Genomic DNA, 24,125 nt, shown 5'->3' on the forward strand with positions numbered 1-24,125 from the left:
CTTATGCCTGTTTTTCAATGGCTGGCTTATCAGCAGCGTTGTTTGATTCAGTTGGTTCGTACTTTTTCAGTTTTTTCTTTAAACGACGGACCTGTAGCTGAGTTTTCAGTTGGATGCTACCAAAGGTAACCCACGCTAAAGCAAAGCCAACCACAAATACTACACCTAATAGCGTAGATAAGTGGAACTCTCCTTTTGCTAGAAGATAGTTAAAAGTCACGAGCTCTTGGTTTTGGGAACCTAACGCCAATGCAATTAAAAAGAGAGCTAAAACAGCAACGATTTTTATAATTTTCATGTTACATCACCCTTCTAGGAGTAAGTCGGTAAGATTATGCAGGAAAATGCTTCTTCAGACTACGTATATTAGCAATAATCTATACCCAAGTAACCTCAAGATGCTTAGTTTGTAGACATGCTTAGAAGTTAAAGTTATTTGGGTATAGAAAACAGCTGAATCCACAATTAGATTAGTAAACGATCTTGGATGTATGACTAACTTGGATACATTACAAAAAAGCGGCATACACAAACGTATGCCGCTTTTTTCAAACTAATAAGAGTGCATTAACCAATATTTACACGCTCACGAAGTTCTTTACCAGGTTTGAAATGTGGAACGTATTTACCTTCCAATTCCACTTTATCGCCCGTTTTAGGGTTACGACCTACGCGAGGCTCGCGGTAATGAAGAGAAAAACTACCAAAGCCACGGATCTCGATACGGTCACCGCTCTCTAGTGTAGAGGCCATGTGCTCTAAAATATCTTTTACAGCATCCTCTACCTCTTTCGCTGATAAGTGTGTTTGCTCAGCGCAGAGTCTTTCAATCAGTTCAGACTTAGTCATAGTTGCCCTCTTTGAGTATCTTTATCACTTATTATAGTAAGTAATACTAATTCCAACAAACACTTGCTGACAATTCTAGACAAATTTTATGCAAAATGCGCAATGAAGAAATGCCTTTTATTAAGATAGTTTACTGTCATTAGTATTACTACTTAAATATGACCAAATATAAAAAAGGAGCCTTGCGGCTCCTTTTTTGCTTAAGCGAGTATATTATTCGCCTTTAGCAGCTTTGAAAGCGTCAGCCATTGCGTTACCGAATGCATTGTCATCTTGCTTGTTGATAGATGCCATTGCTTCTTGCTCGTCAGCTTCGTCTTTAGCTTTGATAGATAGGTTGATTACGCGGTTCTTACGGTCTACACCTGTGAACTTCGCTTCAACAACATCACCAGCGCTTAGGATTAGAGAAGCATCTTCTACGCGATCGCGTGATACTTCAGAAGCACGGATGTAACCTTCAACGCCTTCTGCGATTTCAACAGTAGCGCCTTTAGCGTCAACAGCAGTTACAGTAGCGTTAACTAGAACACCTTTCTTGTTGTCAGCAACGTAAGCATTGAATGGGTCATTTTCCATTTGCTTGATGCCTAGAGAGATGCGCTCACGCTCAGCGTCTACTGCTAGAACAACTGCAGAGATCTCGTCGCCTTTCTTGTACTCACGTACAGCTTCTTCGCCAGCAACATTCCAAGAAATGTCAGATAGGTGAACTAGACCGTCGATGCCGCCTTCTAGACCGATGAAGATACCGAAGTCAGTGATAGACTTGATCTTACCAGTAACTTTGTCGCCTTTAGCTTGTGCTTCAGCGAATGACTGCCATGGGTTAGCTTTACACTGTTTCAGACCTAGAGAGATACGACGACGTTCTTCGTCGATTTCAAGAACCATAACCTCAACTTCGTCGCCAACATTAACAACTTTAGAAGGGTGGATGTTCTTGTTAGTCCAATCCATTTCTGAAACGTGAACTAGACCTTCAACGCCTTCTTCGATTTCAACGAAGCAGCCGTAGTCAGTTAGGTTAGTTACGCGACCAGTTAGTTTGTGACCTTCTGGGTAACGCTTAGCGATTGCTACCCATGGATCTTCGCCTAGTTGCTTAAGACCTAGTGATACGCGAGTACGCTCACGGTCGAACTTAAGAACTTTAACTTGGATCTCGTCACCAACGTTAACGATTTCAGATGGGTGCTTAACGCGCTTCCAAGCCATATCAGTGATATGTAGAAGACCGTCAACGCCACCTAGGTCAACGAACGCACCGTAGTCAGTAAGGTTCTTAACGATACCTTTAACTTCAGAACCTTCTTGTAGAGTTTCTAGAAGCTCGTCACGCTCAACGCTGTTCTCTGATTCGATAACTGCACGACGTGAAACAACTACGTTGTTACGTTTTTGGTCAAGTTTGATAACTTTGAACTCTAGCTCTTTGTTTTCTAGGTGAGCAGTGTCGCGGATTGGACGTACGTCTACTAGAGAGCCAGGAAGGAAAGCACGGATACCGTTTAGTTCAACAGTGAAACCGCCTTTAACTTTACCGTTGATGATACCAACAACAGTTTCAGCTTCTTCGTAAGCTTTCTCAAGTACGATCCAAGCTTCGTGACGCTTAGCTTTCTCACGAGAAAGTTGAGTTTCACCGAAACCATCTTCAACAGCGTCTAGAGCTACGTCTACTTCAGCGCCAACTTCAACTTCAAGTTCGCCAGCAGCGTTCTTGAACTGTTCAGCAGGGATAGCAGATTCAGACTTAAGACCAGCGTCAACAAGAACGAAACCGTTCTCGATAGCTACTACAGTACCTTTAACGATGCTGCCTTGTTGGAATTCTGTTTCGTTTAGAAACTCTTCAAAGAGTTGAGCAAAAGATTCAGTCATTTAATTAATCTTCAATAAATTAAACTTCCACGGGTATCCTACCGCATGGGGTTATTAAATTCGCCAGTCATCATCCTTGCGACCAACGCTCTTAGCCTAGTCGAGTATTATTACTCAGCTAGCTTCGATTCGATATATTGTAGTGCCTTTTCTACTACTTCGTCGATAGTCATCGACGTAGAATCTAGCACAAGCGCATCCTCAGCAGGGCGTAATGGCGCCACTGGGCGGTTACGATCTCGGTCGTCACGCTCTTGGATCTCGCTTAAAAGGTCAGCAAATCTAACATCTAACCCTTTCTCTTGCAACTGTTTAAGGCGTCGATTTGCACGCTCTTCAGCACTCGCATCAAGGAAGATTTTTGCTTGCGCACTCGGGAATACAATTGTGCCCATATCACGACCATCAGCAACCAGACCCGGAGCGGTCTCAAATGCACGCTGACGACGTAGTAATGCTTCACGAACACGTGGCAAAGCCGCAACTTTAGATGCTGCCATACCCGTTTCTTCTTTACGAAGCTCCCCTGACACATCTTCGCCTTCTAGAATGACCTTAACTAAGTCACCTTCCGCGATAAATTGAACGTCTAGGTGTGTTGCTAGTGGGACAAGAGCATCTTCTGACTCGGTGTCGACACCGTGGTGAATCGCAGCGAGTGCAAGTACACGATAAATTGCGCCAGAATCTAAGAGTTGGAAACCCAACTTTTTCGCCAGCAACATACATAAAGTGCCTTTACCTGCACCACTAGGTCCATCTACGGTTACAACCGGAGTTTGAGAGGACATGTTCTTCTCCACCAATAGTTTCTTTTCAGCAATTTGCTCGGTTTTCGAGGCGCACATTATACGGGTAATCAGTCTTTGGAGCGAGGAAAAATGTCGTGTAAAGCATTACACCTAATGCGTAATTGGATTCATCAATAAACATAAAGTTCAACAAAAACGGCGAGAGCTTCTGCCCTCGCCGTTTTAAATGCCATGAACTTAAGCTCGATTAAACAATCGGCTTTTGACCACGCTCAGCTAACTTTAAAATCACACTATCAGCGACTTTACCCGCCACACCTGCTAGCTTGTCGGCCAGTTTTTTCTTTTGTACATAATGCACAGAAAGTACAGTTTTATCTTTGCATGCTGCAACAACGATATCATCAGATGTACTAATGTCATCCACCAAACCAAGCTCTTTCGCTTGTGTACCGAACCAGTGCTCACCAGTGGCTACTTTGTCTAGGTCCAAACTAGGGCGACGCTCACGAATGAAGTCTTTAAACAAGGCATGTGTTTCTTCAAGTTCTTGCTTAAACTTATCGCGCGCTTTATCGGTATTCTCACCGAACATCGTTAGCGTGCGCTTATATTCACCCGCTGTTAGTTGTTCGTACTCAATGTCATGTTTCTTCAACAGTTTGTTGAAGTTAGGAATTTGTGCGATAACGCCAATAGACCCCACAATTGCAAATGGTGCAGAAACAATCTTATCTGCTACACATGCCATCATGTAACCACCACTTGCCGCAACTTTGTCAACAGAGATGGTCAGAGGAAGACCCGCAGCTTTGATTCGGTCCAGTTGAGAAGAGGCAAGGCCGTAACCATGAACCATACCACCGCCAGACTCTAAGCGAAGTAACACTTCATCACCTTCACGTGCGACAGCCAAAATAGCGGTGATTTCTTCACGTAGAGACGCGACTTCTTTTGCGTCTATGCTACCGTTGAAATCAAGAACAAATAGGTGTGGTTCACGCTTGCTATCTAATGAACCGTCTTTGCTCGCTTGTTTGATTTCTTTCTCGCGAGATTTGTTCTTCTCTTTTTCTTCTTTCTTGACGGCTTTATCTCGAGCCTTGATGAAAGCATCGTCATGCAAATGATGCTCTAACTGCTCAACAGATTGTTTGTGTTGCTCTGAAAGGTTGGTAATCTCTAACTCCCCTTTCGCCGCACCCGATTTGCCACCAGCCGATTTTGCAATAATGAGCAGAACAATTATCGCAGCAACCACCGTGATAATTTTGGCCAGAAACAGACCATAATCTAATAAAAATTCCAACGAGAGCTCCTTTATCTCATTTCAGATGACGTTAGTATGTTACGCAGAAACATCAGCGAGAAGGCAGCGCGGTTTGTAACCACTTGTTCTGATTGATAGCATACCTAACGAAAGTTCTGGAATTGGTATAACACATGAATTGGTGTATTGTAACCATCTTGTCACGATTACCAAGATTTTCCATTGAGAAACAGGCGTTTTTTAGCGTCAATTAACTATCATGGACCCTCTTACAATAATAAGGATTTATCGCCGTGAACTACTCCGTTTCAGCTGATGCTCTAAAAGGTAAAGTCATTCTTGTTACTGGCGCTGGTAATGGCATCGGCCGTCAAGCCGCGCTTTCTTATGCCGAGCACGGTGCAACTGTTATTCTCTTGGGTAGAAATGTGCAAAACCTTGAATCTATCTATGATGAGATTGAAGCTGCTGGCTATCCACAAGCAGCTATCATTCCATTGGATCTCAAGGGCGCAACTCAGCAGAATTACATTGATATGGCAGAGACAATCGAAGGACAGTTTGGTCGCTTGGATGGTCTATTACACAACGCAGGTGTCTTGAGTTCGCTGTGTCCATTTGATCAAATCAAAGAGGAAGACTTCGACGATATCATGCAGATCAACGTGAAAGCCGAAGTGCTAATGACTCAAGCACTACTGCCTGTGATGCGTAAATCAGAAGCTGGGCGTATTATCTTTACCTCTTCAACCGTCGGCCACTCTGGCCGCGCATTCTGGGGGCCATACGCTATCTCTAAATTTGCCGTAGAAGGCATGATGCAAGTTTTGGCTGACGAGCTGAGTGATACACCGATCCGCGTTAACGCAATTAACCCTGGTGCCACTCGTACTCGCATGCGTGAAAAAGCATATCCGGGTGAAGATGCGAATACTCTCAAAACGCCACTGGATATCATGCCGCTATATTTGCACTTAATGGATCCTGCGGTTACCGATGTGAACGGTCAGTGCATCGACGCTCAACCGAAGCGTAAATAACTCATTCAGGTTACCTCACATAATCGATTGAAAAGGCAGCAAACGCTGCCTTTTTTCATTTCTCTCTTCATAAAAATCTTGCGACTTTCTCCCACAGAAATATACTGTACATATATACAGGCGTTTATTATGCAAGATATTATTCAGAACTTAAAAAGCCAACACCTTGTTTGGCAAGCAAATTTAACGAAAGCAGATCCTCAGCAGTTGCAGACTAGTTCCGGTTTTTCTGAATTAGATGATTTGCTCGGCGGAGGCTTTCCACCTCATGGCGTAGTGGAGATGGAATCTATTGGTAGTATTGGTGAATTGCGTTTGCTCGCTCCCTATTTAAAAGCCACTCAGACCAATGGTATGACCGCATTTATTCAACCACCTGCGCTAGTGAATTCTCTGTTTTTACACTACATCGGGTTGGATATAAACCAAGTGTGGGTCGTTACTCCAACTCACCCCAAAGACGCTCTTTGGGCTGCAGAGCAATGTCTGAAAAGTGGGGTATGCAGTAATGTTTTGTTATGGCAAGAAGAGCTTGAAATACATCAAGTGAAACGCTTACAGGTAGCGAGTGAACAAGGTACTTGCCCTCTCTTTATGCTTAAAACAGATACTATCAACCGCTTGTCTTTGCCTGTGTCACTCAGTTTAAAACTGAAAGGCGACGAGCAAGGGATTCATGTTGAAGTGCTGAAAAGGAAAGGAGGCTGGAATAGAGGTAGCGTTAGTATCGGATTCCAACACCATTACCCGCAACTGGTGAAACCATCATCTGAAACTGTGCACTCGACTGTGGTCAATTTCCCACTGGCGAACCAAGGTTAGTGATATGGCTCTGTGGATTTACTTGCACTTCCCTCGCCTGCAGCTAGACGCACTCTTTGGTGATAACCAAGAACAACCCGTGGTGATTGTCGAAAGCCAACGTTGCCAGATTATTCAATACAACGAGATTGCCGAACAACAAGGCACTAAGCCAGGTATGGGCCTAGGCAGTGCTGCGTCCTTGTGTCGAGATTTACAAGTGCATCCTTATCATCCGCACACCGAATGGAGCAAGTTACAAGAAATTGCTCAATGGCTGTATTTGATCACATCTGACGTTGTGTTGATGCCAAACCAAGGTATTTTGCTGCGTGCTACTCCAATGCTCGCTCTGTATGAAGGGTTTGAAAACTATTGGAACAAAGTCAGAGCTCACTTATCGGAGCTGAAACTGAGTTTTCAATTCGGATGTGGTTTTTCGCCTTTTGCTGCCAAATTGATGGCATTATCAGGAGCGAACGTCATCAGCGAAGACAAATCTGCCATACAAAAAGCCTTATCACCAATACCGTTAACACTGACAGATTTATCAAACGCTACCGTAGAGAAGTTACAACGTGTAGGTGTCACCACATTGCAAAACCTGCTTGAACTGCCATTGCAAGACATCGCACGACGCTTTGATATCGATTTGGTGAACTACGTTGGTCGACTGACTGGGCAGTTTAAACACCCTGTCGACTTTTATCACCCTACCGAATCCTTCCAAGTTTATTTAGAGCTGTTGTTTGAGATCGAAAACGTTCAGTGGATTGAAAAGCCGTTGGCCAAATTACTTCGTCAACTCGAAATCTTTCTTAAATTAAGAGATAAGGTCGCTTTTGAACTGTGTTTAACACTCCACCAGCGTGAGAAACAAGAGCAACACCTTCAACTCACTTCTGCGCAAGGTGATTACCTATGTCAGCGTTGGCAACAGTTAGCGAGTTTGAGCTTAGAGTCACTCTCGCTTAATGGCCCAGTCACAGGGCTAACGTTAAAAGTCATCCGTCAAGGTGAGCCTCTTAGTGCATCACGCGATCTCTTTGCTGGGCAGAAAGGAAACATGAATGCTTTAGAGTTGCTTTCTTTACTGCAAGCTAAATTGGGAAAAAGTGCCGTTTTAAAACCCAATATTGCTTGCGATCCTAGACCAGAAAAGGCCAGTCAGTATCGCCCTGCTGATGCTCCGGATGAAAAGGGGCACGCCATACCATCCATACTACGCCCCGCAATGCAATTACCGACTCCCATTGTATTGCAAGAGCAAGTTTCTTTGGTCCACGGACCTGAGCGAATAGTTTCTGGGTGGTGGGATGGTGATGAGATCATGCGTGATTACTACATTGCACACACCAAGCAAGGCCGCTGGTTATGGATATTTCGCGATCAGCACAAGCACTGGTTTCTTCATGGCTATTTTTGTTAAATCGACAGTTATTTTTGTTGGGTCATTATGAGTTACGCGGAACTATTTTGTCAGTCTAACTTCTCTTTTTTGACTGGGGCTTCTCATGCAGAAGAGCTGGTACTCCAAGCTGCTTTCTATCGCTATCAAGCTCTAGCTATAACGGATGAATGTTCAGTCGCGGGCGTTGTCAAAGCCCATGCGACCATCGAACAACATAAACTCGATATCAAACAAATCGTTGGAAGTATGTTTTGGTTAAATGATGAATGCCAAATCGTACTGCTTTGCCCTTGTCGCAAGGCTTATGCCGAGTTGTGTCGTATCATCACAAACGCAAGGAGACGCAGTGAAAAAGGCAACTATCAACTGTTCGAATGGGATTTGATGTCGGTTCGACATTGTTTGGTATTGTGGCTGCCCACACATCAAGAGAGTGATCACTATTGGGGGCGCTGGCTCAATCAACACCACGCTAATCGTTTGTGGGTAGCGATTCAGCGCCATTTGAGTAACAACGATACTGAATACATTGCGCACTGCGAGCAGTTAGCACATGAATTTCAATTACCTATAACTGCCTGCGGAGGCGTTCTCATGCATGATGTTGAACGCTTGCCATTACAGCATGTACTTACTGCTATAAAGCATGGGTGTAGCGTCGATAAACTCGGTTTTGATCGTATTTCGAATACAGAGCGAGCGCTTCGTCCTTTTAAAAAGTTGATTCGGATTTACAAACCAGAATGGCTGGAAGAAAGCACTTACATCGCCGATTTATGCGAGTTTAAGCTCTCAGATTTAAAATACGAATATCCTACCGAGCTGATCCCAGATGGTTATACACCCGACTCTTACTTACGTATGTTGGTCGAGCGCGGTAAAAAGCTGCGTTTTCCTGAAGGCGTGCCAGCAGAAGTCAATCAAACCATCGAGAATGAACTGGCGCTTATTCAAGAGCTGAAATACCACTACTACTTCCTTACTATTCACGACATCGTAATGTTCGCGAAACAGCAAGGCATTCTTTACCAAGGGCGGGGTTCCGCTGCAAACTCTGTGGTGTGTTATTGCCTGGAAATTACCGCCGTCGATCCTCGGCAAATCGCTGTCTTATTCGAACGATTTATCAATAAAGAACGTAAGGAACCGCCGGATATTGATGTGGACTTTGAACACGAGCGCCGTAAAGAAGTTATCCAGTATATTTACAAAAAATATGGCCGTGAGCGTGCAGCACTTGCTGCAACAGTGATCAGCTATCGCTTTAAAAGTGCCGTGCGTGAAGTCGGTAAAGCACTAGGGATTGAAGAGACCCAATTGGATTTTTTCATTAAGAACGTTAATCGCCGAGATCGCAGCCAAGGCTGGCAAGCTCAAATTATTGAACTGGGCTTACAACCAGAATCTCTCAAAGGGCAGCAGTTCCTCCAATTGGTCAACGAGATCATTGGCTTCCCACGCCATTTATCTCAGCACGTAGGTGGCTTTGTAATTTCATCTGGCCCTTTATATGAGTTGGTTCCTGTTGAAAATGCCTCGATGGAAGATCGCACTATCATTCAATGGGATAAAGACGATTTAGAAAGCTTGAAGCTACTAAAAGTCGATGTGCTCGCACTCGGCATGTTAAACGCCATCAAAAAGTGCTTTCAACTGGTCGAGAAACATCACCAGCGATCCCTCTCGATTTCCGAGATCACTCGCCGACAAGATGATCCACACGTGTACCGCATGATCCAAAAAGCTGACACGATAGGCGTATTCCAAATTGAATCTCGTGCACAAATGAGCATGCTTCCTCGCCTAAAGCCTGCTTGTTATTACGACTTAGTGATTCAAATTGCAATTGTTCGTCCAGGCCCTATTCAGGGTGATATGGTGCATCCTTTTTTAAAACGACGAGATCACAAAGAGCCTGTCAGTTATCCATCGGAAGAAGTAAAAAGCGTTCTTGAGCGGACTATGGGCGTCCCTATTTTCCAAGAGCAAGTCATCAAGCTAGCCATGGTAGCCGCAGGGTTTAGCGGCGGCGAGGCCGATCAACTCCGTCGAGCGATGGCATCATGGAAAAAGAATGGCGATCTCGCTAAATTCAGACCAAAACTGATCAATGGTATGCAAGAGAGAGGTTATGACTTAGCGTTTGCTGAGCGCATTTTCGATCAGATTTGCGGCTTTGGTGAGTACGGCTTCCCTGAAAGTCATTCAGCGTCTTTCGCAGTGCTGGCATATTGTTCTGCATGGTTAAAATATTATTACCCAGCCGAATTTTACACTGCATTGTTGAACAGCCAACCAATGGGATTTTATAGCCCATCGCAATTAGTACAAGATGCTCGCCGACATGGCGTCGAAGTATTGCCGGTGTGCGTCAATCATTCAAAATATCAACATCATCTCGTCTCACGTCCGAATGGCAGGCTCGGCGTGCAACTTGGTTTTCGCTTGGTGAAAGGCTTTAACGCAGAAAGCGCACAAAGGCTTATTGAGCGCAAACCACTTAATGGTTACCGATCGATTCAAGAAGTAAAGCAGGTATTAAGAAGCCGAAGTGACATTGAATTATTGGCTTCAGCCAATGCATTTCAGGCCTTATCGGGAAATCGTTATAACGCTCGCTGGGCAGCAATGGATTCCTTATCTGACCTACCATTGTTTCACAAGGTCGAAGAACCCAATGTTAGCTACCAGACTCGACCCTCTGAATATGAAAATTTAGTTGAGGATTACGCAAGCACGGGACTATCTCTTAGCCGCCATCCAATTAAATTATTAGAAGAAACGGGCAAACTCCCTCACTTTACCCGCATGAGGCAACTGACAGAGAAACCGCATAAGTCACTGGTCACAGTGGTAGGTGTGGTAACAGGAAGACAATCTCCAGGCACCGCCGCTGGCGTGACATTTTTTACGTTAGAAGATGACACGGGCAACATTAATGTGGTCGTTTGGCAAGCGACAGCACGAGCCCAAAAGCAAGCGTATTTAGGCGCTAAAGTATTAATGGTGAAAGGCATTCTTGAAAGAGAGGGAGAAGTCACGCACGTTATTGCTGGTAAGTTGATTGATTGCACGCACTACTTGAACAATCTACAAAGTAAATCTCGGGATTTCCATTAGTACAGAGGAATTAAGGAGAGAGATGTTAAAAATCAGAGAGAGGTGCGCTCCCTCTGATTTCACTAGATCTAATCATGCACTTTTAGAAAGCATCTGGCGTAATCGGTCTTGAGCAACTTCAACCAGCAGATCCGGTTGGAATTTAGATATAAAGCGATCACAGCCTACTTTTTGCACCATGGCTTCATTAAAACTACCGCTCAGAGAAGTGTTCAATGTGATAAACAACTTAGACATACGTGGATCTTGGCGCACTTCATGGGTCAGTTTATAACCGTCCATTTCAGGCATTTCAGCATCCGTAATCATCATCAACAGCTCTTTTTCTACATCTTTACCTTCATCACACCAACGTTTTAAAACCGTTAGCGCCTCTAGCCCGTCACGACACTCGATGATATTCATACCCAATTGAGAAAGCGTATCGCGAACTTGATTACGAGCTGTAGAGGAATCATCTACAATCAGAACATTACGCCCGACCATTGCTTGGGCCAATTCTTGATCGAGAATGTCCTCCGAAATAGTCACGTCGTAATGCACGATCTCTGCTAAAACTTTTTCAACGTCAATAATTTCGACAATTTGAGAGGCATCCCCCTCTTTGATTTGCGTGATAGCCGTGAGGTAATTCGAGCGACCAGACGTAGAAGGAGGCGGCTGAATTTCAGTCCATGCCGTATTAATAATGTTTTTAACCGGACCGACTAAGAAGCCCTGCACCGTGCGGTTGTACTCTGTCACGATCAAATTTTCTTCTTCCGCTTCACCACGTAAAGCAGGAAAACCAATTGCGCCTCGTAAATCAATCACTGGTACCGCTTCACCTCGTAGAGAAGCAACCCCACGAATATTGTAGTGCGATCCAGGGAGCTTGGTTAACGGTGGAAGCTTGATGACCTCTTTCACTTTGAACACATTAATCGCAAATAATTGGCGACTATTTAAAGTGAACAGCAGAAGCTCTAGTCGATTTTCACCAACCAAGTTTGTACGCTGGTCAACCGTATTTAACACTCCGGACATACTACTACCTAAATTATGGATAATTCTTATTTTACTCGAAAGCAGTACAGACACAGCAAGGTTATATAACCAAATAACCTTAATATATTTGGCTTTTCGAGCACAGCTTTAAAGTACAACAGTTTTAGCGTATTACTTCTCTTTGCATCAGACGCAAAGTCACGCAGCACATTGAAAGCCATTTTGTTTATTTACTTGAGCTTTTTAGGAAATTACATGAATGGCGCAGATATAGCAATGCAACATAACTCAAATTCCCTTTCTAGTAATAGGCGATCAAAAAGGGTGAGCCGTTAAGTCTCACCCTAAATCACCTACCAATGCAGTCTCAACAGCCAGGCACATCATCATGTTAAAAAGTACTTAACCTTCCACAACCTTCATCAATAGTTGACCATCGTACAACGCTTGCTTAATCAACGCGGCACCAGGCATTGTGGCTTGCTTATAGAAACGAGACTCCACCAGCTCAAGATCTTGGTGATAAACAGGTAAACTCTGCTCTTCGATACAGCGACGAACCGCAGGATAAAGCACATCTTTTGCTTGGTTAATCACACCACCGATCAAGATTTTCTCAGGGTTAAATAAGTTGATCACAATAGCAATTGCAGAGCCTAAGTAGCGTCCAAGTTTTTCAATCACATCGACGGCCAAAGGATCACCGTTTGCAGCGGCTTCACAAATGCTCTCAATACTCATTTCTTCTTGTTTAGCAAGAATAGAGTCTTCGCCATCAGCGATTCGTCTTACGACTTCTTCACGAATTGCTTGAGAACTGGCAACGGTTTCCAAACAGCCAATATTGCCGCAATGACAACGTTTTCCATTTGGGTCAATTTGAATATGCCCGAGTTCACCAATGTTACCGTGACGGCCTTGCAAAACGCGCCCATCCAGAATGATGCCCGCACCTAAACCGTGGTGGATAGAGATAAGAACGGAGTTGTCATTATCTTGAGAATGACCAAAAAGCTTTTCTGCTAATGCCCAAGCTCGCGTGTCATTGGCAATGAAAACTGGCAAGCCCGTTGCTTTGTATATCTCTGGTCCAAGAGCAAGATTTTCGACATTGTAATGAGGCATCTGCAAAACGACACCTTGCTCTGAGTTCACGAGACCAGGCAGCGTAAGGGCAATACTGGTAACACGATCAAGTTGATCCGCGTAAGTCTGAAAGAATTCATCAATTTCGTAAAGCAGGCGCTCAAGCACATCGTCTTGATCAAGCTCGTGTATCTCGATTTTAGTATCGATCAGTACATCACCGCCTAACTCATGCAAAGCAATGGTTAAATAACCCCGCCCCAAACGCATTGACAAAAATTGCCAGCCTTCATTATTGACCTGCAAACCGACAGCAGGTCGACCACGACTCGTCGCTTCTTGTACTGTCGTTTCATGAATCAAGTGCGCTTCAATTAATTCTCGAGTGATTTTGGTGATACTAGCAGGAGCAAGCTCACTCTGCTTGGACAAATCAATTCGAGAAATAGGACCTTTTAGGTCAATTAGTTTATATACACGACCAGCATTGACCTGTTTGATATGATCAATATGGCCCGGTTGAGCCATGTACATCTTGCACTCCGAAATTCTATAACGGGACAATTTTTTTACTTTGCGAACTAATTGTGAAGTGAATTAATAAATCCCCGTGACAAGCATCACGTATAAACCTGTTTGTTTGTGTATTCAATCAAATAACGAAGAATCTACTCCTGTTAAATTGTTTGAAAAATAACTTATTTTTATTCACTAAATTATGAAGTAATGCCTTTAAAGCAGCGTATTTTTATCAATAAGGCCATTGCCTGTCGAATATCTGTCTGTTTTACCGGGGTTACTCTTAATGTAAACATTCTGTGCATATACTTATATTCAAGTAGCTTTAAGGTGTGGGCTCAGCAACGAGGCTAACCTTGAGAGCGACTGCGTAAAGTAAGGATAGAGTTCAAGTTACCTTTACACACACATTCATCGGAGAATCTATGACTTCCAAATTAAGACGAACAAAAATTGTCACTACGCTGGGTCCTTCAACGGATAAGGACAATATACTTGAGGAGATCATCAAAGCCGGTGCAAACGTTGTCCGTATGAATTTTTCACATGGAACCAGTGAAGACCACATTCAACGTGCGAATAAAGTCCGTACCATTGCAGCAAGACTTGGGCGTCAGGTTGCAATTCTTGGTGACTTACAAGGCCCTAAAATCCGTGTATCAACGTTTAAAGACGGCCAAATCATTTTGAATGTGGGCGATAAATTCACATTAGATAGTGATTTACCAAAAGGTGAAGGCAATCAAGAATCTGTAGGGTTAGATTATAAAGAACTACCGCAAGATGTTTCACCAAATGACATTTTATTACTCGATGATGGACGCGTTCAGCTGCAAGTTACCAAAGTAGAGGGTAATAAAGTTCATACCCGTGTGATTGTCGGTGGTCCACTGTCCAACAATAAAGGGATCAACAAAAAAGGCGGCGGATTGTCAGCCGATGCGCTCACAGAGAAAGATAAAGCCGACATTCTTACCGCCGCAGCAATTCAAGTAGACTACCTTGCTATTTCATTCCCGCGTAACGGCGAAGACATGCATTACGCTCGACGCTTAGCCAGAGATGCAGGCCTTGAAGCCATGTTAGTGGCTAAAGTCGAACGAGCAGAAACCGTCGCGACCAATGAGTCTATTGACGACATTATTCTCGCATCCGATGTAGTGATGGTTGCACGTGGTGACCTTGGTGTAGAAATCGGTGACCCTGAGCTCATAGGTGTCCAGAAAAAACTGATTCGCCGCGCACGCAGTTTAAACCGTATCGTGATTACTGCGACACAAATGATGGAGTCCATGATTACTAGCCCAATGCCAACGCGTGCTGAAGTGATGGATGTGGCCAATGCGGTTCTAGACGGCACTGACGCGGTGATGCTTTCTGGAGAGACCGCTGCAGGTAAATATCCTGTAGAAACGGTCAAATCCATGGCCGAAGTATGTGTGGGGGCAGAAAAAATGTCGGAGGCAAGTCTATCAACCTATCGCTTAGATAGAACCTTCGAAACCGCTGAAGAAACCATCGCAATGGCAACCATGTACTCTGCGAATCACATGGAAGGAATTAAAGCGATGATCTCGTTAACTGAGTCCGGCAGGACTGCGTTGATGATGTCTCGCTTAAGCTCTGGCTTGCCAATATTTGCCTTATCACGGAATGAATCGACACTAAATCGAGCAGCATTATACCGAGGCGTGACACCTGTATATTTCGAGTCAAAAAGTGATGCGGGTTTACCAACGGCTCAAGCAGCGATTACTAGCCTTAAAGAGCAAGGGTTCTTGCACAAAGGTGATTTAGTCATTATTACTCAAGGCGATGTAATGGATGTTGTGGGCTCAACCAACTGCATGCGCATTCTACAAGCGTAGTCGTTATACCTAACCGGAGTTAACCACAAGAACCCGCAAATAAGGCTCCGAAAATGGAGCCTTATTTATATGCTTTGTATATTGCGCACATCGTGAACGTAAGAAGGTTTATGCACTCTCTCTACCATCAATTTCAACATCCAGCTGGTCATAGAGTTGAACTAGGTTAAACCCAGCTTGAAGCCCAAGTTGATAGTCATGCTCTAGTGACTCTTGGTCACTTAACAAAGAAGAAGAACGAAGTCCCTCTTTAGGCGCAACTTGTAAAATAAAAGTGTCGTCAGGTGGAGCAGATATAAAGGCCTGAGTGAGCTCAAATGTTTGATAATGAATCATCAGCATGTCGGCTAAACCTGAATCAAAATTCTCACCAATCAGATGACTTAAACGATACAAGTTATCGGCACCGAACAACCAACGACCTCCATTTAACAGCATTTTCCCTGCAAGCTTCGATTGATGTGCTGCATTAATTTTTTGTTGGAAGAACGACGCCCAATCCAGCTTCCACTGATTCACTTTTTGCTGCCATGATTGCTGTACTGAGTTGATAGACTCCCGATACCATTCGACAGGCACATCCCCCACTTCACTTTGGGCTCTCGCTTCAATCTCTGAAAACGGCTCTGTGCGAATGACAATAATGTTGCGAGCATTCTGACGCCACGCTTCTTGTACAGGGATAGAGGCAGACACGCCGCCATCCACAAACTTATTGCCATTTACGTCGACAGGTCCGTGGTACAACTTGGGAATCGCACATGTCGCTAGCATAGTGTTAAACCACGAGTCATCCAAGATTGGTAGATATTGATCTGATAGCGTCTCTATATTCGTTACCGCAGCAAACGCTCCTCGTTTTCCCAATGCACTGCGACCTAAATCAAGGTCAAGCTTGTATGGGAAATCTTGAATCCGTTCTAATGCCCACTCTAAACCTAAGTACTGCTGCTTTCGGATATAGCGAAACAGATTAAAAAATTCAGGAGACGTTGTCAGCTCGGTAATAAAAGCTTTGCCCATGCCATGTTGACGACACAAGTAAGAGCATAAGTTGAGTGCTCCGGCAGAGGTGCCATAGAATTCATCGAAAGGATCGAAGTTGGAAAGTAAAAAGGCGTCTAAAACGCCAGCGGTAAAAATCCCTCTCTGCCCTCCACCTTGCGTGACTAAAGCAGTTTTACCATGCCTAAAGTGCTCATAAACTTTTACATCAAGCTCTGCATGGCTTTCTGTGATTATACCGCTGTTACGTATCATAGGCTCACGCCATTTTGTTAAAACGTTTGGTAAAAGTGGTTATCTTAAGCTGTTGTAATAGCAATGATGCCAAATGACAAAAGCACTGCAAAAACAGTCACCACAATGATTAATGCGGATTTTAGATCGTGTTCCATAAACACCTCCTTAATATGTAACAAATTAATAACACCGGTGTGAAATATGTTCAAGATTTGCTTAATTTAGTCGCGCAATTTTGACTAACCCATCACAATTAGCTTAGTCATAATAAGGAGATAGGGCATGAACCAAAAACTCAGCTGGCTAGTAGGAATCATGATGATGAGTACTGCTATCAATGCACAAGCGAATATCATCGTTACACCATACATAGGCTATACAGGAGGCGGCCAAGTAGAGGATGAAAGTGGTAATACATACGATCTCGACCCCGCAGTGAATTACGCTCTTTCAGTCGAGACTCCCTTAGAAAAAGGAAGGATCGGATTGTTTTACTCCAATCAATCGACGGAACTTGAAAAGCTGTCCAACTCGGCAGATATCCATTATCTGCACTTCCAAAGCAGCATGTACTATCCTGTCGCAGCAAATTGGCAAACCTATATCGGTGTAGGCTTGGGGGCTTCTTACGCCGATGTGGATTGGGTAGACAAAAAATACGGATTTTCGGCTAGCGCTTTTGCAGGGCTGGAATATGAATTTTCAAAGAACTTTGCGTTAACAGCCCAACTGAGATGGTTAGGAACGGTCGTTGATAACGATACATCTGGCGCCTGTACTCTACCTAATGACGGCTCAAACTGTATCATTAAGTTCGATACTGATTGGATGAACCAATTCCAATCAAATGTTGGTTTTAGTTTCCGCTTCTAATTTTTATGCATGTTCCTCTGTAGGGCTCGTCACAAAGAACGCTGAACGAGTCCTGCATAGAGCCGATAAAGAATATCGTCTAAACACCATTGTTTGGCAAAGTAACGAAGCATCATCTAGATAGGTGCACAAAAGATAGCCGTACGCCCTAATTAATCAAAATAGTCTTAAACACCAAAGCAATTATTAGATCCCAGTCATTTATTCCAGACAAACAACCACCCAACCACACAAAACCACAATCAAACTCAAATTTAACAAGATTAAAACCAGACAACGCATCTGAATTAACATTTAGATTCTATTGCGCTAAGTATTATTAGAAGTTAGTCTGATCAGTGAAAACAGATAAATATTTCAGTTTTATCAAACACACATCAAAATTTTAAGATTAATAATCTACTTTCTCTTACAGTAGCCAGAATATAGCTCTATAAAATTATAATAAGTTAGAATTAAGGATAGAAAAGCTGATGGATAACAGCGGTCCTTTCTTCCAACTGTTTGCGCAATTATTACTGTGTTACGTAGAGAGCTTCATTCCTCAGGGAGTCTTATAGGAGTCAAATATGAAGCGAGAACAATGGGGATCCCGGGCGGGATTCATCTTAGCAGCAGTTGGGTCTGCTATCGGTTTGGGAAACATTTGGCGTTTCCCATACATGGCCTATGAAAACGGTGGCGGCGCATTTTTTATTCCTTACATTTTTGCCATGATCACTGCCGGTATTCCATTTATGATCCTTGAGTTCAGTATGGGACAAAAATACCGAGGCTCGGCACCAAAAACACTAGCGAAAATTCATTCTAAATTTGAATGGCTTGGCTGGTTCCAAGTTGGTGTGGCTGCAGTTATTGCCGTTTACTATGTGGCTGTTATCGGTTGGTCGATTTCTTACTTTGGGTTGTCGTTCACTCAAGGTTGGGGAACCGATACCAACGCATTTTTCTTTAGTGAATACCTAAAGCTAGGTGACAACTCACCAACAGACTTAGGCAGTATTCAATGGAAGATTGCTTTATCCATGGTGATTGCTTGGGCAATTACTTACACCGCTATTGCCAAAGGCGTGAAGTCAGGAATTGAACGAGCATCTAAAATTATGATGCCAATCCTATTCTTGATGGTGATTTTCTTAATCGGACGTATGATTTTCTTGCCAGGAGCTCTAGATGGCGTGAACTACATGTTCGAACCCGATTTCAGCAAAATTTGGGATGTGAAAGTATGGGCAGCGGCATATGGTCAGATCTTCTTTACGCTAAGTATCGGCTTCGCCATCATGCTAGCTTACTCTAGCTACCTACCAGAAAAGTCGGACATAACGAATAACGCGTTTATGACCGTGTTGATCAACTGTGGCTTCTCGATCCTAGCCGGCATCATGATCTTCTCAGTATTGGGTTACATGGCTCAAGAGCAAGGTAAGCCGTTAACAGAGGTGGTATCTGCAGGCGTTGGCTTGGCTTTTGTTACTTTACCTGCGGCAATTAACCTACTACCTGCCCCATATATTCTTGGTCCACTGTTCTTCTTTGCACTGGTGGTTGCTGGTCTAAGTTCGCATATTTCAATTATGGAAGCCGTAACTTCAGCCATTATCGACAAGCTGAAGTGGAGCCGTAAAAAAGCTGCAAATGTTGTGATTGGTATTGGCTTCGTTGTCTCTATGGCGTTTGCTACCAATGGCGGTCTGCTGCTACTCGATCTAGTAGACCACTTTGCAAACAACGTTGGCATCATGGTTGGTGGTCTGGTTGAGATTGTCTTGATGGCGTGGCTATTGAAGCGCGTGCCAGAAGTACGTAATTACGTTAACGAGCGCTCTGATTTCTCTGTTGGTCAATGGTTCGAGATCTGCTTACGCTTCGTTACACCAATCATGCTCGCCATTATCTTAGCGACCAAGCTATACGCCCTAACTACTGAAGGCTACGGTGGCTATGATCTAACTTTAGGCTGGGCACTTATCGCCGCACTCTTTATCTTTGGTCTAGTGATCAACGCAGTGAACCGCAAGGAGACAGCAAAATGACAATCAGCGCAATTATTATGATGGTTATTGGTTTAGGTATCACTTGGGGCGGAGCTGCCGTTTGCATCAAGCGAGCCATGGATAAACAATAGCAATATTGCATTCCAAACAAAAAACGCCGGTATTTACCGGCGTTTTTTATGTTTCTTTTATTCTAGAAACTGTATTTGATGCCAACGGCGCCGCCGAGCTGCAAGTCAGCACCTTTGTAAAGATCTAGCTCTGGGTGTATTTGACCATAAAGGTCCCAGCCGCGTGATAAATCCCAGTTCACACCAAGCGGTACTCTCACACCAAACTCGTCATCCCATTCATACCAGCCACCAACGCCGACATACCAAGTCACAGGCATGTTTTGATCGAATGTTCCACGCTTAGCGATGTAATCAAACGCCATACCATCGTTTCCGATAATGCCACGATATTTGTTATCTAACTCTACAACAACACTTAATTGTTGATCGACAGCCATACCAACTGATAGATCCGTTGGTTCGCTTGCCGCCATTGCCGTACTAGAAACTAGTCCCAAAACTAAAATGAATTTGTTCTTCATACACGTTATCAATTATTCAAAAAAACATTATTCGCTATTCAAACATAATGGCATATCAATATGTCAACGATGGGTAAGCTCGATGTATGAAAAAGCTGACAAAAGTAAAGATGAGTTTAGGATCACACTAAAAAAGGAACTGTCAGTTAATAAAATAGGAACTAAAAAAGGAGGCCGAAGCCTCCTTTTATGCATTACTATGAATGACTGCGATTAACCGTGGTTACGAATCCACTCATCCATTTCAGTTTTTAGGTTATCAGACTTAGTACCGAAGATAGCCTGTACACCACCAGCTACAACTACAACACCAGCAGCGCCTAGTTGTTTTAGCTTGTCTTGGTCAACAGCTGCTGTATCTGCAACTGCTACACGTAGACGTGTGATACATGCATCTAGACCAGTAATGTTAGCTTTACCGCCAAACGCTGCAACCAGTTCACCGCCCATATCAGAGCCAGAAGTTACAGCTGCACTTTCCGTTTCATCTTCACGGCCAGGTGTTTTTAGGTCAAGCGCTGTGATTACACCACGGAACACTACGTAGTAAATTACTGCGTAAACTAGACCAACGGCAATCATTAGCACCATCTTCTGAGCGTTACCAGATAGAACTAGGAAGTCGATCAGACCGTGAGAGAAAGAAGTACCGTGTACAAAGCCTAGAGTGTTCGAAACGATGTATGCAGAACCAGCTAGTAGAGCGTGGATACCGTATAGTAGTGGAGCAACGAATAGGAATGAGAATTCGATTGGCTCAGTAATACCAGTTAGGAATGAAGTCAGTGCAGCTGACGCCATGATACCCATTACTTTTGCACGGTTTTCTGGTTTAGCACAATGAGCAATTGCGATTGCTGCAGCTGGTAGACCGAACATCTTGAACATGTAACCACCCGCTAGCTGACCGAAGCCATTACCAGCAGCACGAGATGCTTCATCAGCAACTAGGTAACAAGTTAGTACACCATTTTGAGCTTCACCGGCAGCGTTAACACAAGAACCTGCTTCGAAGAAGAACGGTACGTTCCATACGTGGTGTAGACCGAATGGGATTAGAGAACGCTCAACAACACCGTAGATACCGAATGCTAGCTGTGGGTTTTGGTGTGCAGCCCAATCAGAGAATGCAGAAATTGCACCGCCAATTGGTGGCCAGATAACAGAAAGGATAACACCTAGGATGATCGCAGCAAAACCAGTGATGATTGGCACTGCGCGCTTACCAGCGAAGAAGCCAAGGTACTCTGGAAGTTGGATTTTGAAGAAACGGTTGAATGCCCAAGCAGCCACACCACCGACAAGGATACCACCTAGTACACCTGTATCGATTTTCTCAACACCCATAACGCCCGCCATTACACCTAGCGTTGCCGTCATGATGCCGTAACCAACGATAGCTGCAAGACCTGCAACACCGTCGTTGTTAGTGAAGCCTAGAGCTACACCTACTGCAAATAGAAGTGCCATTTGGCCGAATACTGAACCACCAGCTTGTTCCATAAGATTAGAAACGATCTCTGGAATAAAGCTTAGATGGGCAGCACCCACACCTAATAAAATACCTGCAACTGGTAAAACTGATACTGGAAGCATCAGAGCCTTACCAACTTTTTGCAGGTTAGCAAAAAGGTTCTTAAACATGTTTATGCTCCTGATAAATTTATAAGTATTATTTGGGCACTAACGGCACACCCCCGTAGCCTAAAGGTTAGCACCCAATGAAAATGTAACCACAACTGCATTATATTTTCCGGCTCTAAATATATATTGATGACCCTCAAACTTTCCACACAGTTACGAAATTTAGTTTCAAAACAAGTCTTGGATCACACCCAAAAACAGCCGATGAAAAGGTTTGCATTGCACTTATATTACTGTTTTATAAAGAATTAATTATTTATATAATTAATTTTAAGGCGTAAATAAAATACGCCCCAATGTTATTTTTAGTAACAAAATTACATTTGTGATTTTTGAATGTTATTAAATCAACATTTTTAGTAAACATTAAACTCGTGAGCGTATCTGTTGTTTTTATCAACAAAAAAGGAGCCTAAGCTCCTTTTTTATGCTCTTATTATTTTTTCATCGCAAAAAAAGATTTCGGAAGTTTTCGGTGGTTTTTTGTGCCACTTCAGAAAGAGAGCACGATTTGAGTTGCGCAATATAAGAAGCGACTTCGACAACGTAAGCGGGTTGATTCTCTTTGCCACGATGGGGAACAGGAGCCAAGTAAGGAGAATCTGTCTCAATAAGAAGCTTCTCTAAAGGTAGAGTCTTCACCACTTCTTTTAACTCTGTAGCTTGACGGAAAGTAACAATCCCCGAGATAGAAATATAAAACCCCAGCTCCAGTGCAGCTTCAGCAAATGGAAGATCTTCTGTAAAACAGTGGATAACACCACCACATTTCTCTGCCCCACCCTTACGCAAAATATCTAGAGTATCCGCACGTGCGTTTCTGGTATGGATAATTAAAGGTTTGTTGAGCTCCACTGCAAGATCAACGTGTTGCTCAAAGCGCTCTTTCTGTAACGCGGCCGTTTCGGGCTTGTAATGATAATCTAAACCCGTTTCGCCAATAGCGACGACTTTTGCATTCGACGCATGGTGGCGCAATACGTCCATCGAAAAGTCGCTTTCAACATCAAGTGGGTGCACACCGCACGAAGCATAAACATTGTCATAAGGCTCGATCATTTCCATCATTTTCGGGAAAGAATCCAGCGTTACTCCAACAGAAAGTAGCTCAGTTACGTTTGCTTGTTTAGCTTTGTTAATAACGTCTTCCACATTGATGTGGAGATCGTCGTAATTCAATTTGTCTAAATGACAATGAGAATCTACGAACATAATGCCTCTCGTGATTCAATTAACCAATTCATTGATAGTAGCTCAAGGTTCAGGCCAGGAAAGGCTTGCACCTGAGCTTTCAGGTTCATCAGCGCCTTCGCTGATGAGTACAAACCGTTATAGTTGTCCGGTTGAAACTTTGTCGCGCCCGGAAGCATTTGAGCTTCTGATACACCAAACTGCGCTTTCTGAGCATCTGTCAGTAAATACCATGCCCAGTCTAGTGATTGCTCTGAGTGTTTAGCGATTAAAGAAGCACACTCAGAAACGTCTGAAACAGGCGAAGACATTGCCTTAATAAAACTGCGTTCAAAAGCCAAGTAAGCTTCGAGATCACCATTATTTAACGCATCCAATGTTTTTATTGGAGAGCCCATATTCAGTTTTAAGGCATAAGCAGGAACTTGCTTCGCCCCTTGTTCGTGCATCCATTGCATTGCTTGTTCCGCTGACGGAGGCGCAACAACCCAGTGTTGGCAACGGCTACGAATCGTTGGGAGCAGACGCTCCTGATTGTGGGTAACGAGCAAAAACAAGCACTTTGCCCCAGGCTCTTCTAGCGTCTTTAACAGCGCATTCGATGCCGACTCGTTCATAGAGTCCGCCGGTTCTATTACAAATAGGCGGTAACCATTAAGCTGAGATGATTCCTGAGCAAGACGGTTACAAGCGCGAATTTGGTCCACCGTTATCGCCTTTCCTTCTTTCTCTGGCTTGACCCAGTGTAAATCAGGGTGGTTTTGAGATTGATTTAGCTGGCAGCTATGACAAAAACCGCATGCTTCACTCGCGTAATTTTGGCAAAGAAGCGCTTGGCTAAAAAACTCGATAAGTTTTTCGATGCCTAAGCCCTGATCGCTTTGTAATAAAAGCGCACCTGGTATTCTGTCCGACTCTAACCCTACTTTGAGGTTATCCCATATTGGCTGTAGCCATGGATAATCATTTAACATGAGTCACCTAAATTTACATTTC

21 protein-coding genes are annotated in these 24,125 nt (G+C 43.6%); 8 read left to right on the top strand and 13 right to left on the bottom strand.

Annotated features, from left to right (window positions below):
* Position 1 precedes the first annotated feature (1 nt).
* From R7F64_RS11725 to sohB, 5 genes are all read right to left on the bottom strand, one after another.
* Positions 2-298, bottom strand: a complete 297-nt coding sequence (locus tag R7F64_RS11725) for a LapA family protein (RefSeq protein ID WP_053304243.1) — start codon at positions 296-298, stop codon at positions 2-4.
* A 269-nt stretch (positions 299-567) separates the two neighbouring features.
* Positions 568-849, bottom strand: a complete 282-nt coding sequence (ihfB, locus tag R7F64_RS11730) for an integration host factor subunit beta (RefSeq protein WP_005385816.1) — start codon at positions 847-849, stop codon at positions 568-570.
* 213 nt (positions 850-1,062) lie between these two features.
* Positions 1,063-2,733, bottom strand: coding sequence for a 30S ribosomal protein S1 (gene rpsA, locus R7F64_RS11735; RefSeq protein ID WP_005385817.1), 1,671 nt, complete (start codon positions 2,731-2,733; stop codon positions 1,063-1,065).
* Positions 2,734-2,843: 110 nt separating this feature from the next.
* Positions 2,844-3,524, bottom strand: a complete 681-nt coding sequence (gene cmk / locus R7F64_RS11740; RefSeq protein WP_021033981.1) for a (d)CMP kinase — start codon at positions 3,522-3,524, stop codon at positions 2,844-2,846.
* A gap of 208 nt (positions 3,525-3,732) precedes the next feature.
* Complete coding sequence (sohB, locus tag R7F64_RS11745) at positions 3,733-4,794, bottom strand: protease SohB (RefSeq protein ID WP_318071714.1); 1,062 nt, start codon at positions 4,792-4,794, stop codon at positions 3,733-3,735.
* Between the two features lie 254 nt (positions 4,795-5,048).
* Here sohB and R7F64_RS11750 point away from each other — a divergent pair, with 254 nt between their 5' ends.
* The 4 genes from R7F64_RS11750 (at position 5,049) to R7F64_RS11765 (ending at position 11,127) form a co-directional block, all read left to right on the top strand.
* Positions 5,049-5,795 (top strand): YciK family oxidoreductase, encoded by a 747-nt coding sequence (locus R7F64_RS11750; RefSeq protein ID WP_005372980.1) that lies wholly within the window; start codon positions 5,049-5,051, stop codon positions 5,793-5,795.
* A gap of 129 nt (positions 5,796-5,924) precedes the next feature.
* On the top strand, positions 5,925-6,617 hold the full coding sequence (imuA, locus tag R7F64_RS11755; RefSeq protein WP_005372979.1) for a translesion DNA synthesis-associated protein ImuA: 693 nt from the start codon (positions 5,925-5,927) through the stop codon (positions 6,615-6,617).
* A 4-nt stretch (positions 6,618-6,621) separates the two neighbouring features.
* Positions 6,622-8,025, top strand: a complete 1,404-nt coding sequence (locus R7F64_RS11760; RefSeq protein WP_258483840.1) for a Y-family DNA polymerase — start codon at positions 6,622-6,624, stop codon at positions 8,023-8,025.
* A gap of 27 nt (positions 8,026-8,052) precedes the next feature.
* Entirely contained in the window at positions 8,053-11,127 is a 3,075-nt protein-coding gene (locus R7F64_RS11765) for an error-prone DNA polymerase (RefSeq protein WP_318071715.1), read from the top strand.
* Positions 11,128-11,199: 72 nt separating this feature from the next.
* Here R7F64_RS11765 and R7F64_RS11770 read toward each other — a convergent pair whose 3' ends face one another.
* Both R7F64_RS11770 and R7F64_RS11775 read right to left on the bottom strand, forming a co-directional pair.
* Entirely contained in the window at positions 11,200-12,153 is a 954-nt protein-coding gene (locus R7F64_RS11770; RefSeq protein ID WP_005372976.1) for a chemotaxis protein CheV, read from the bottom strand.
* Between the two features lie 363 nt (positions 12,154-12,516).
* Complete coding sequence (locus tag R7F64_RS11775; protein ID WP_005385828.1) at positions 12,517-13,734, bottom strand: ROK family protein; 1,218 nt, start codon at positions 13,732-13,734, stop codon at positions 12,517-12,519.
* 410 nt (positions 13,735-14,144) lie between these two features.
* On the opposite strand from R7F64_RS11775, the gene pyk reads away from it, so the two are divergent.
* Positions 14,145-15,587: a pyruvate kinase gene (pyk, locus tag R7F64_RS11780; protein WP_262592385.1), complete on the top strand. Its 1,443-nt coding sequence runs from the start codon at positions 14,145-14,147 to the stop codon at positions 15,585-15,587.
* A 108-nt stretch (positions 15,588-15,695) separates the two neighbouring features.
* On the opposite strand, the gene R7F64_RS11785 is transcribed toward pyk, so the two are convergent.
* Together R7F64_RS11785 and R7F64_RS11790 are read right to left on the bottom strand one after the other, a co-directional pair.
* Positions 15,696-16,847 (bottom strand): patatin family protein, encoded by a 1,152-nt coding sequence (locus tag R7F64_RS11785; protein WP_005372971.1) that lies wholly within the window; start codon positions 16,845-16,847, stop codon positions 15,696-15,698.
* Positions 16,848-16,891: 44 nt separating this feature from the next.
* Positions 16,892-16,984, bottom strand: coding sequence for a YnhF family membrane protein (locus R7F64_RS11790; RefSeq protein ID WP_005372970.1), 93 nt, complete (start codon positions 16,982-16,984; stop codon positions 16,892-16,894).
* Between the two features lie 127 nt (positions 16,985-17,111).
* Here R7F64_RS11790 and R7F64_RS11795 point away from each other — a divergent pair, with 127 nt between their 5' ends.
* From R7F64_RS11795 to R7F64_RS11805, 3 genes are all read left to right on the top strand, one after another.
* The gene (locus tag R7F64_RS11795) at positions 17,112-17,702 is read left to right on the top strand and encodes an outer membrane protein (RefSeq protein ID WP_054574791.1); all 591 of its coding nucleotides are present in this window, start codon (positions 17,112-17,114) and stop codon (positions 17,700-17,702) included.
* Positions 17,703-18,271: 569 nt separating this feature from the next.
* Positions 18,272-19,738: a sodium-dependent transporter gene (locus R7F64_RS11800; RefSeq protein WP_054574792.1), complete on the top strand. Its 1,467-nt coding sequence runs from the start codon at positions 18,272-18,274 to the stop codon at positions 19,736-19,738.
* A complete protein-coding gene (locus tag R7F64_RS11805; RefSeq protein WP_005372963.1) occupies positions 19,735-19,830 on the top strand; it encodes a MetS family NSS transporter small subunit in 96 nt (31 codons plus the stop codon). Before R7F64_RS11800 ends, R7F64_RS11805 begins: the two co-directional genes overlap by 4 nt.
* A 62-nt stretch (positions 19,831-19,892) precedes the next feature.
* Here the strand turns inward: R7F64_RS11805 and R7F64_RS11810 are convergent, their stop codons facing one another.
* From R7F64_RS11810 to R7F64_RS11825, 4 genes are all read right to left on the bottom strand, one after another.
* Positions 19,893-20,294 (bottom strand): hypothetical protein, encoded by a 402-nt coding sequence (locus R7F64_RS11810; protein ID WP_005372960.1) that lies wholly within the window; start codon positions 20,292-20,294, stop codon positions 19,893-19,895.
* 213 nt (positions 20,295-20,507) lie between these two features.
* Entirely contained in the window at positions 20,508-21,938 is a 1,431-nt protein-coding gene (ptsG, locus tag R7F64_RS11815; RefSeq protein ID WP_005372959.1) for a PTS glucose transporter subunit IIBC, read from the bottom strand.
* Between the two features lie 444 nt (positions 21,939-22,382).
* Positions 22,383-23,150, bottom strand: coding sequence for a TatD family hydrolase (locus R7F64_RS11820; protein WP_005372957.1), 768 nt, complete (start codon positions 23,148-23,150; stop codon positions 22,383-22,385).
* Positions 23,141-24,103, bottom strand: a complete 963-nt coding sequence (locus tag R7F64_RS11825; RefSeq protein ID WP_258628305.1) for a DNA polymerase III subunit delta' — start codon at positions 24,101-24,103, stop codon at positions 23,141-23,143. Before R7F64_RS11825 ends, R7F64_RS11820 begins: the two co-directional genes overlap by 10 nt.
* Between the last annotated feature and the right edge of the window lie 22 nt (positions 24,104-24,125).

The sequence above is a fragment of the Vibrio sp. Vb1980 genome, from assembly GCF_033338615.1.
GTDB classification, from domain to species: domain Bacteria; phylum Pseudomonadota; class Gammaproteobacteria; order Enterobacterales; family Vibrionaceae; genus Vibrio; species Vibrio alginolyticus.

Bases quoted from the DNA above. Each gene is read 5' to 3' on its own strand.
- R7F64_RS11795 (WP_054574791.1), top strand. From the start codon at position 17,112: ATGAACCAAAAACTCAGCTGGCTAGTAGGAATCATGATGATGAGTACT.
- R7F64_RS11790 (WP_005372970.1), bottom strand. From the start codon at position 16,984: ATGGAACACGATCTAAAATCCGCATTAATCATTGTGGTGACTGTTTTT.
- cmk (WP_021033981.1), bottom strand. From the start codon at position 3,524: ATGTCCTCTCAAACTCCGGTTGTAACCGTAGATGGACCTAGTGGTGCA.
- R7F64_RS11770 (WP_005372976.1), bottom strand. From the start codon at position 12,153: ATGTCCGGAGTGTTAAATACGGTTGACCAGCGTACAAACTTGGTTGGT.
- R7F64_RS11825 (WP_258628305.1), bottom strand. From the start codon at position 24,103: ATGTTAAATGATTATCCATGGCTACAGCCAATATGGGATAACCTCAAA.
- R7F64_RS11820 (WP_005372957.1), bottom strand. From the start codon at position 23,150: ATGTTCGTAGATTCTCATTGTCATTTAGACAAATTGAATTACGACGAT.
- pyk (WP_262592385.1), top strand. From the start codon at position 14,145: ATGACTTCCAAATTAAGACGAACAAAAATTGTCACTACGCTGGGTCCT.
- R7F64_RS11810 (WP_005372960.1), bottom strand. From the start codon at position 20,294: ATGAAGAACAAATTCATTTTAGTTTTGGGACTAGTTTCTAGTACGGCA.
- R7F64_RS11800 (WP_054574792.1), top strand. From the start codon at position 18,272: ATGAAGCGAGAACAATGGGGATCCCGGGCGGGATTCATCTTAGCAGCA.
- ihfB (WP_005385816.1), bottom strand. From the start codon at position 849: ATGACTAAGTCTGAACTGATTGAAAGACTCTGCGCTGAGCAAACACAC.
- R7F64_RS11765 (WP_318071715.1), top strand. From the start codon at position 8,053: ATGAGTTACGCGGAACTATTTTGTCAGTCTAACTTCTCTTTTTTGACT.
- R7F64_RS11785 (WP_005372971.1), bottom strand. From the start codon at position 16,847: ATGATACGTAACAGCGGTATAATCACAGAAAGCCATGCAGAGCTTGAT.
- rpsA (WP_005385817.1), bottom strand. From the start codon at position 2,733: ATGACTGAATCTTTTGCTCAACTCTTTGAAGAGTTTCTAAACGAAACA.
- R7F64_RS11725 (WP_053304243.1), bottom strand. From the start codon at position 298: ATGAAAATTATAAAAATCGTTGCTGTTTTAGCTCTCTTTTTAATTGCA.
- R7F64_RS11760 (WP_258483840.1), top strand. From the start codon at position 6,622: ATGGCTCTGTGGATTTACTTGCACTTCCCTCGCCTGCAGCTAGACGCA.
- ptsG (WP_005372959.1), bottom strand. From the start codon at position 21,938: ATGTTTAAGAACCTTTTTGCTAACCTGCAAAAAGTTGGTAAGGCTCTG.
- R7F64_RS11775 (WP_005385828.1), bottom strand. From the start codon at position 13,734: ATGTACATGGCTCAACCGGGCCATATTGATCATATCAAACAGGTCAAT.
- R7F64_RS11805 (WP_005372963.1), top strand. From the start codon at position 19,735: ATGACAATCAGCGCAATTATTATGATGGTTATTGGTTTAGGTATCACT.
- imuA (WP_005372979.1), top strand. From the start codon at position 5,925: ATGCAAGATATTATTCAGAACTTAAAAAGCCAACACCTTGTTTGGCAA.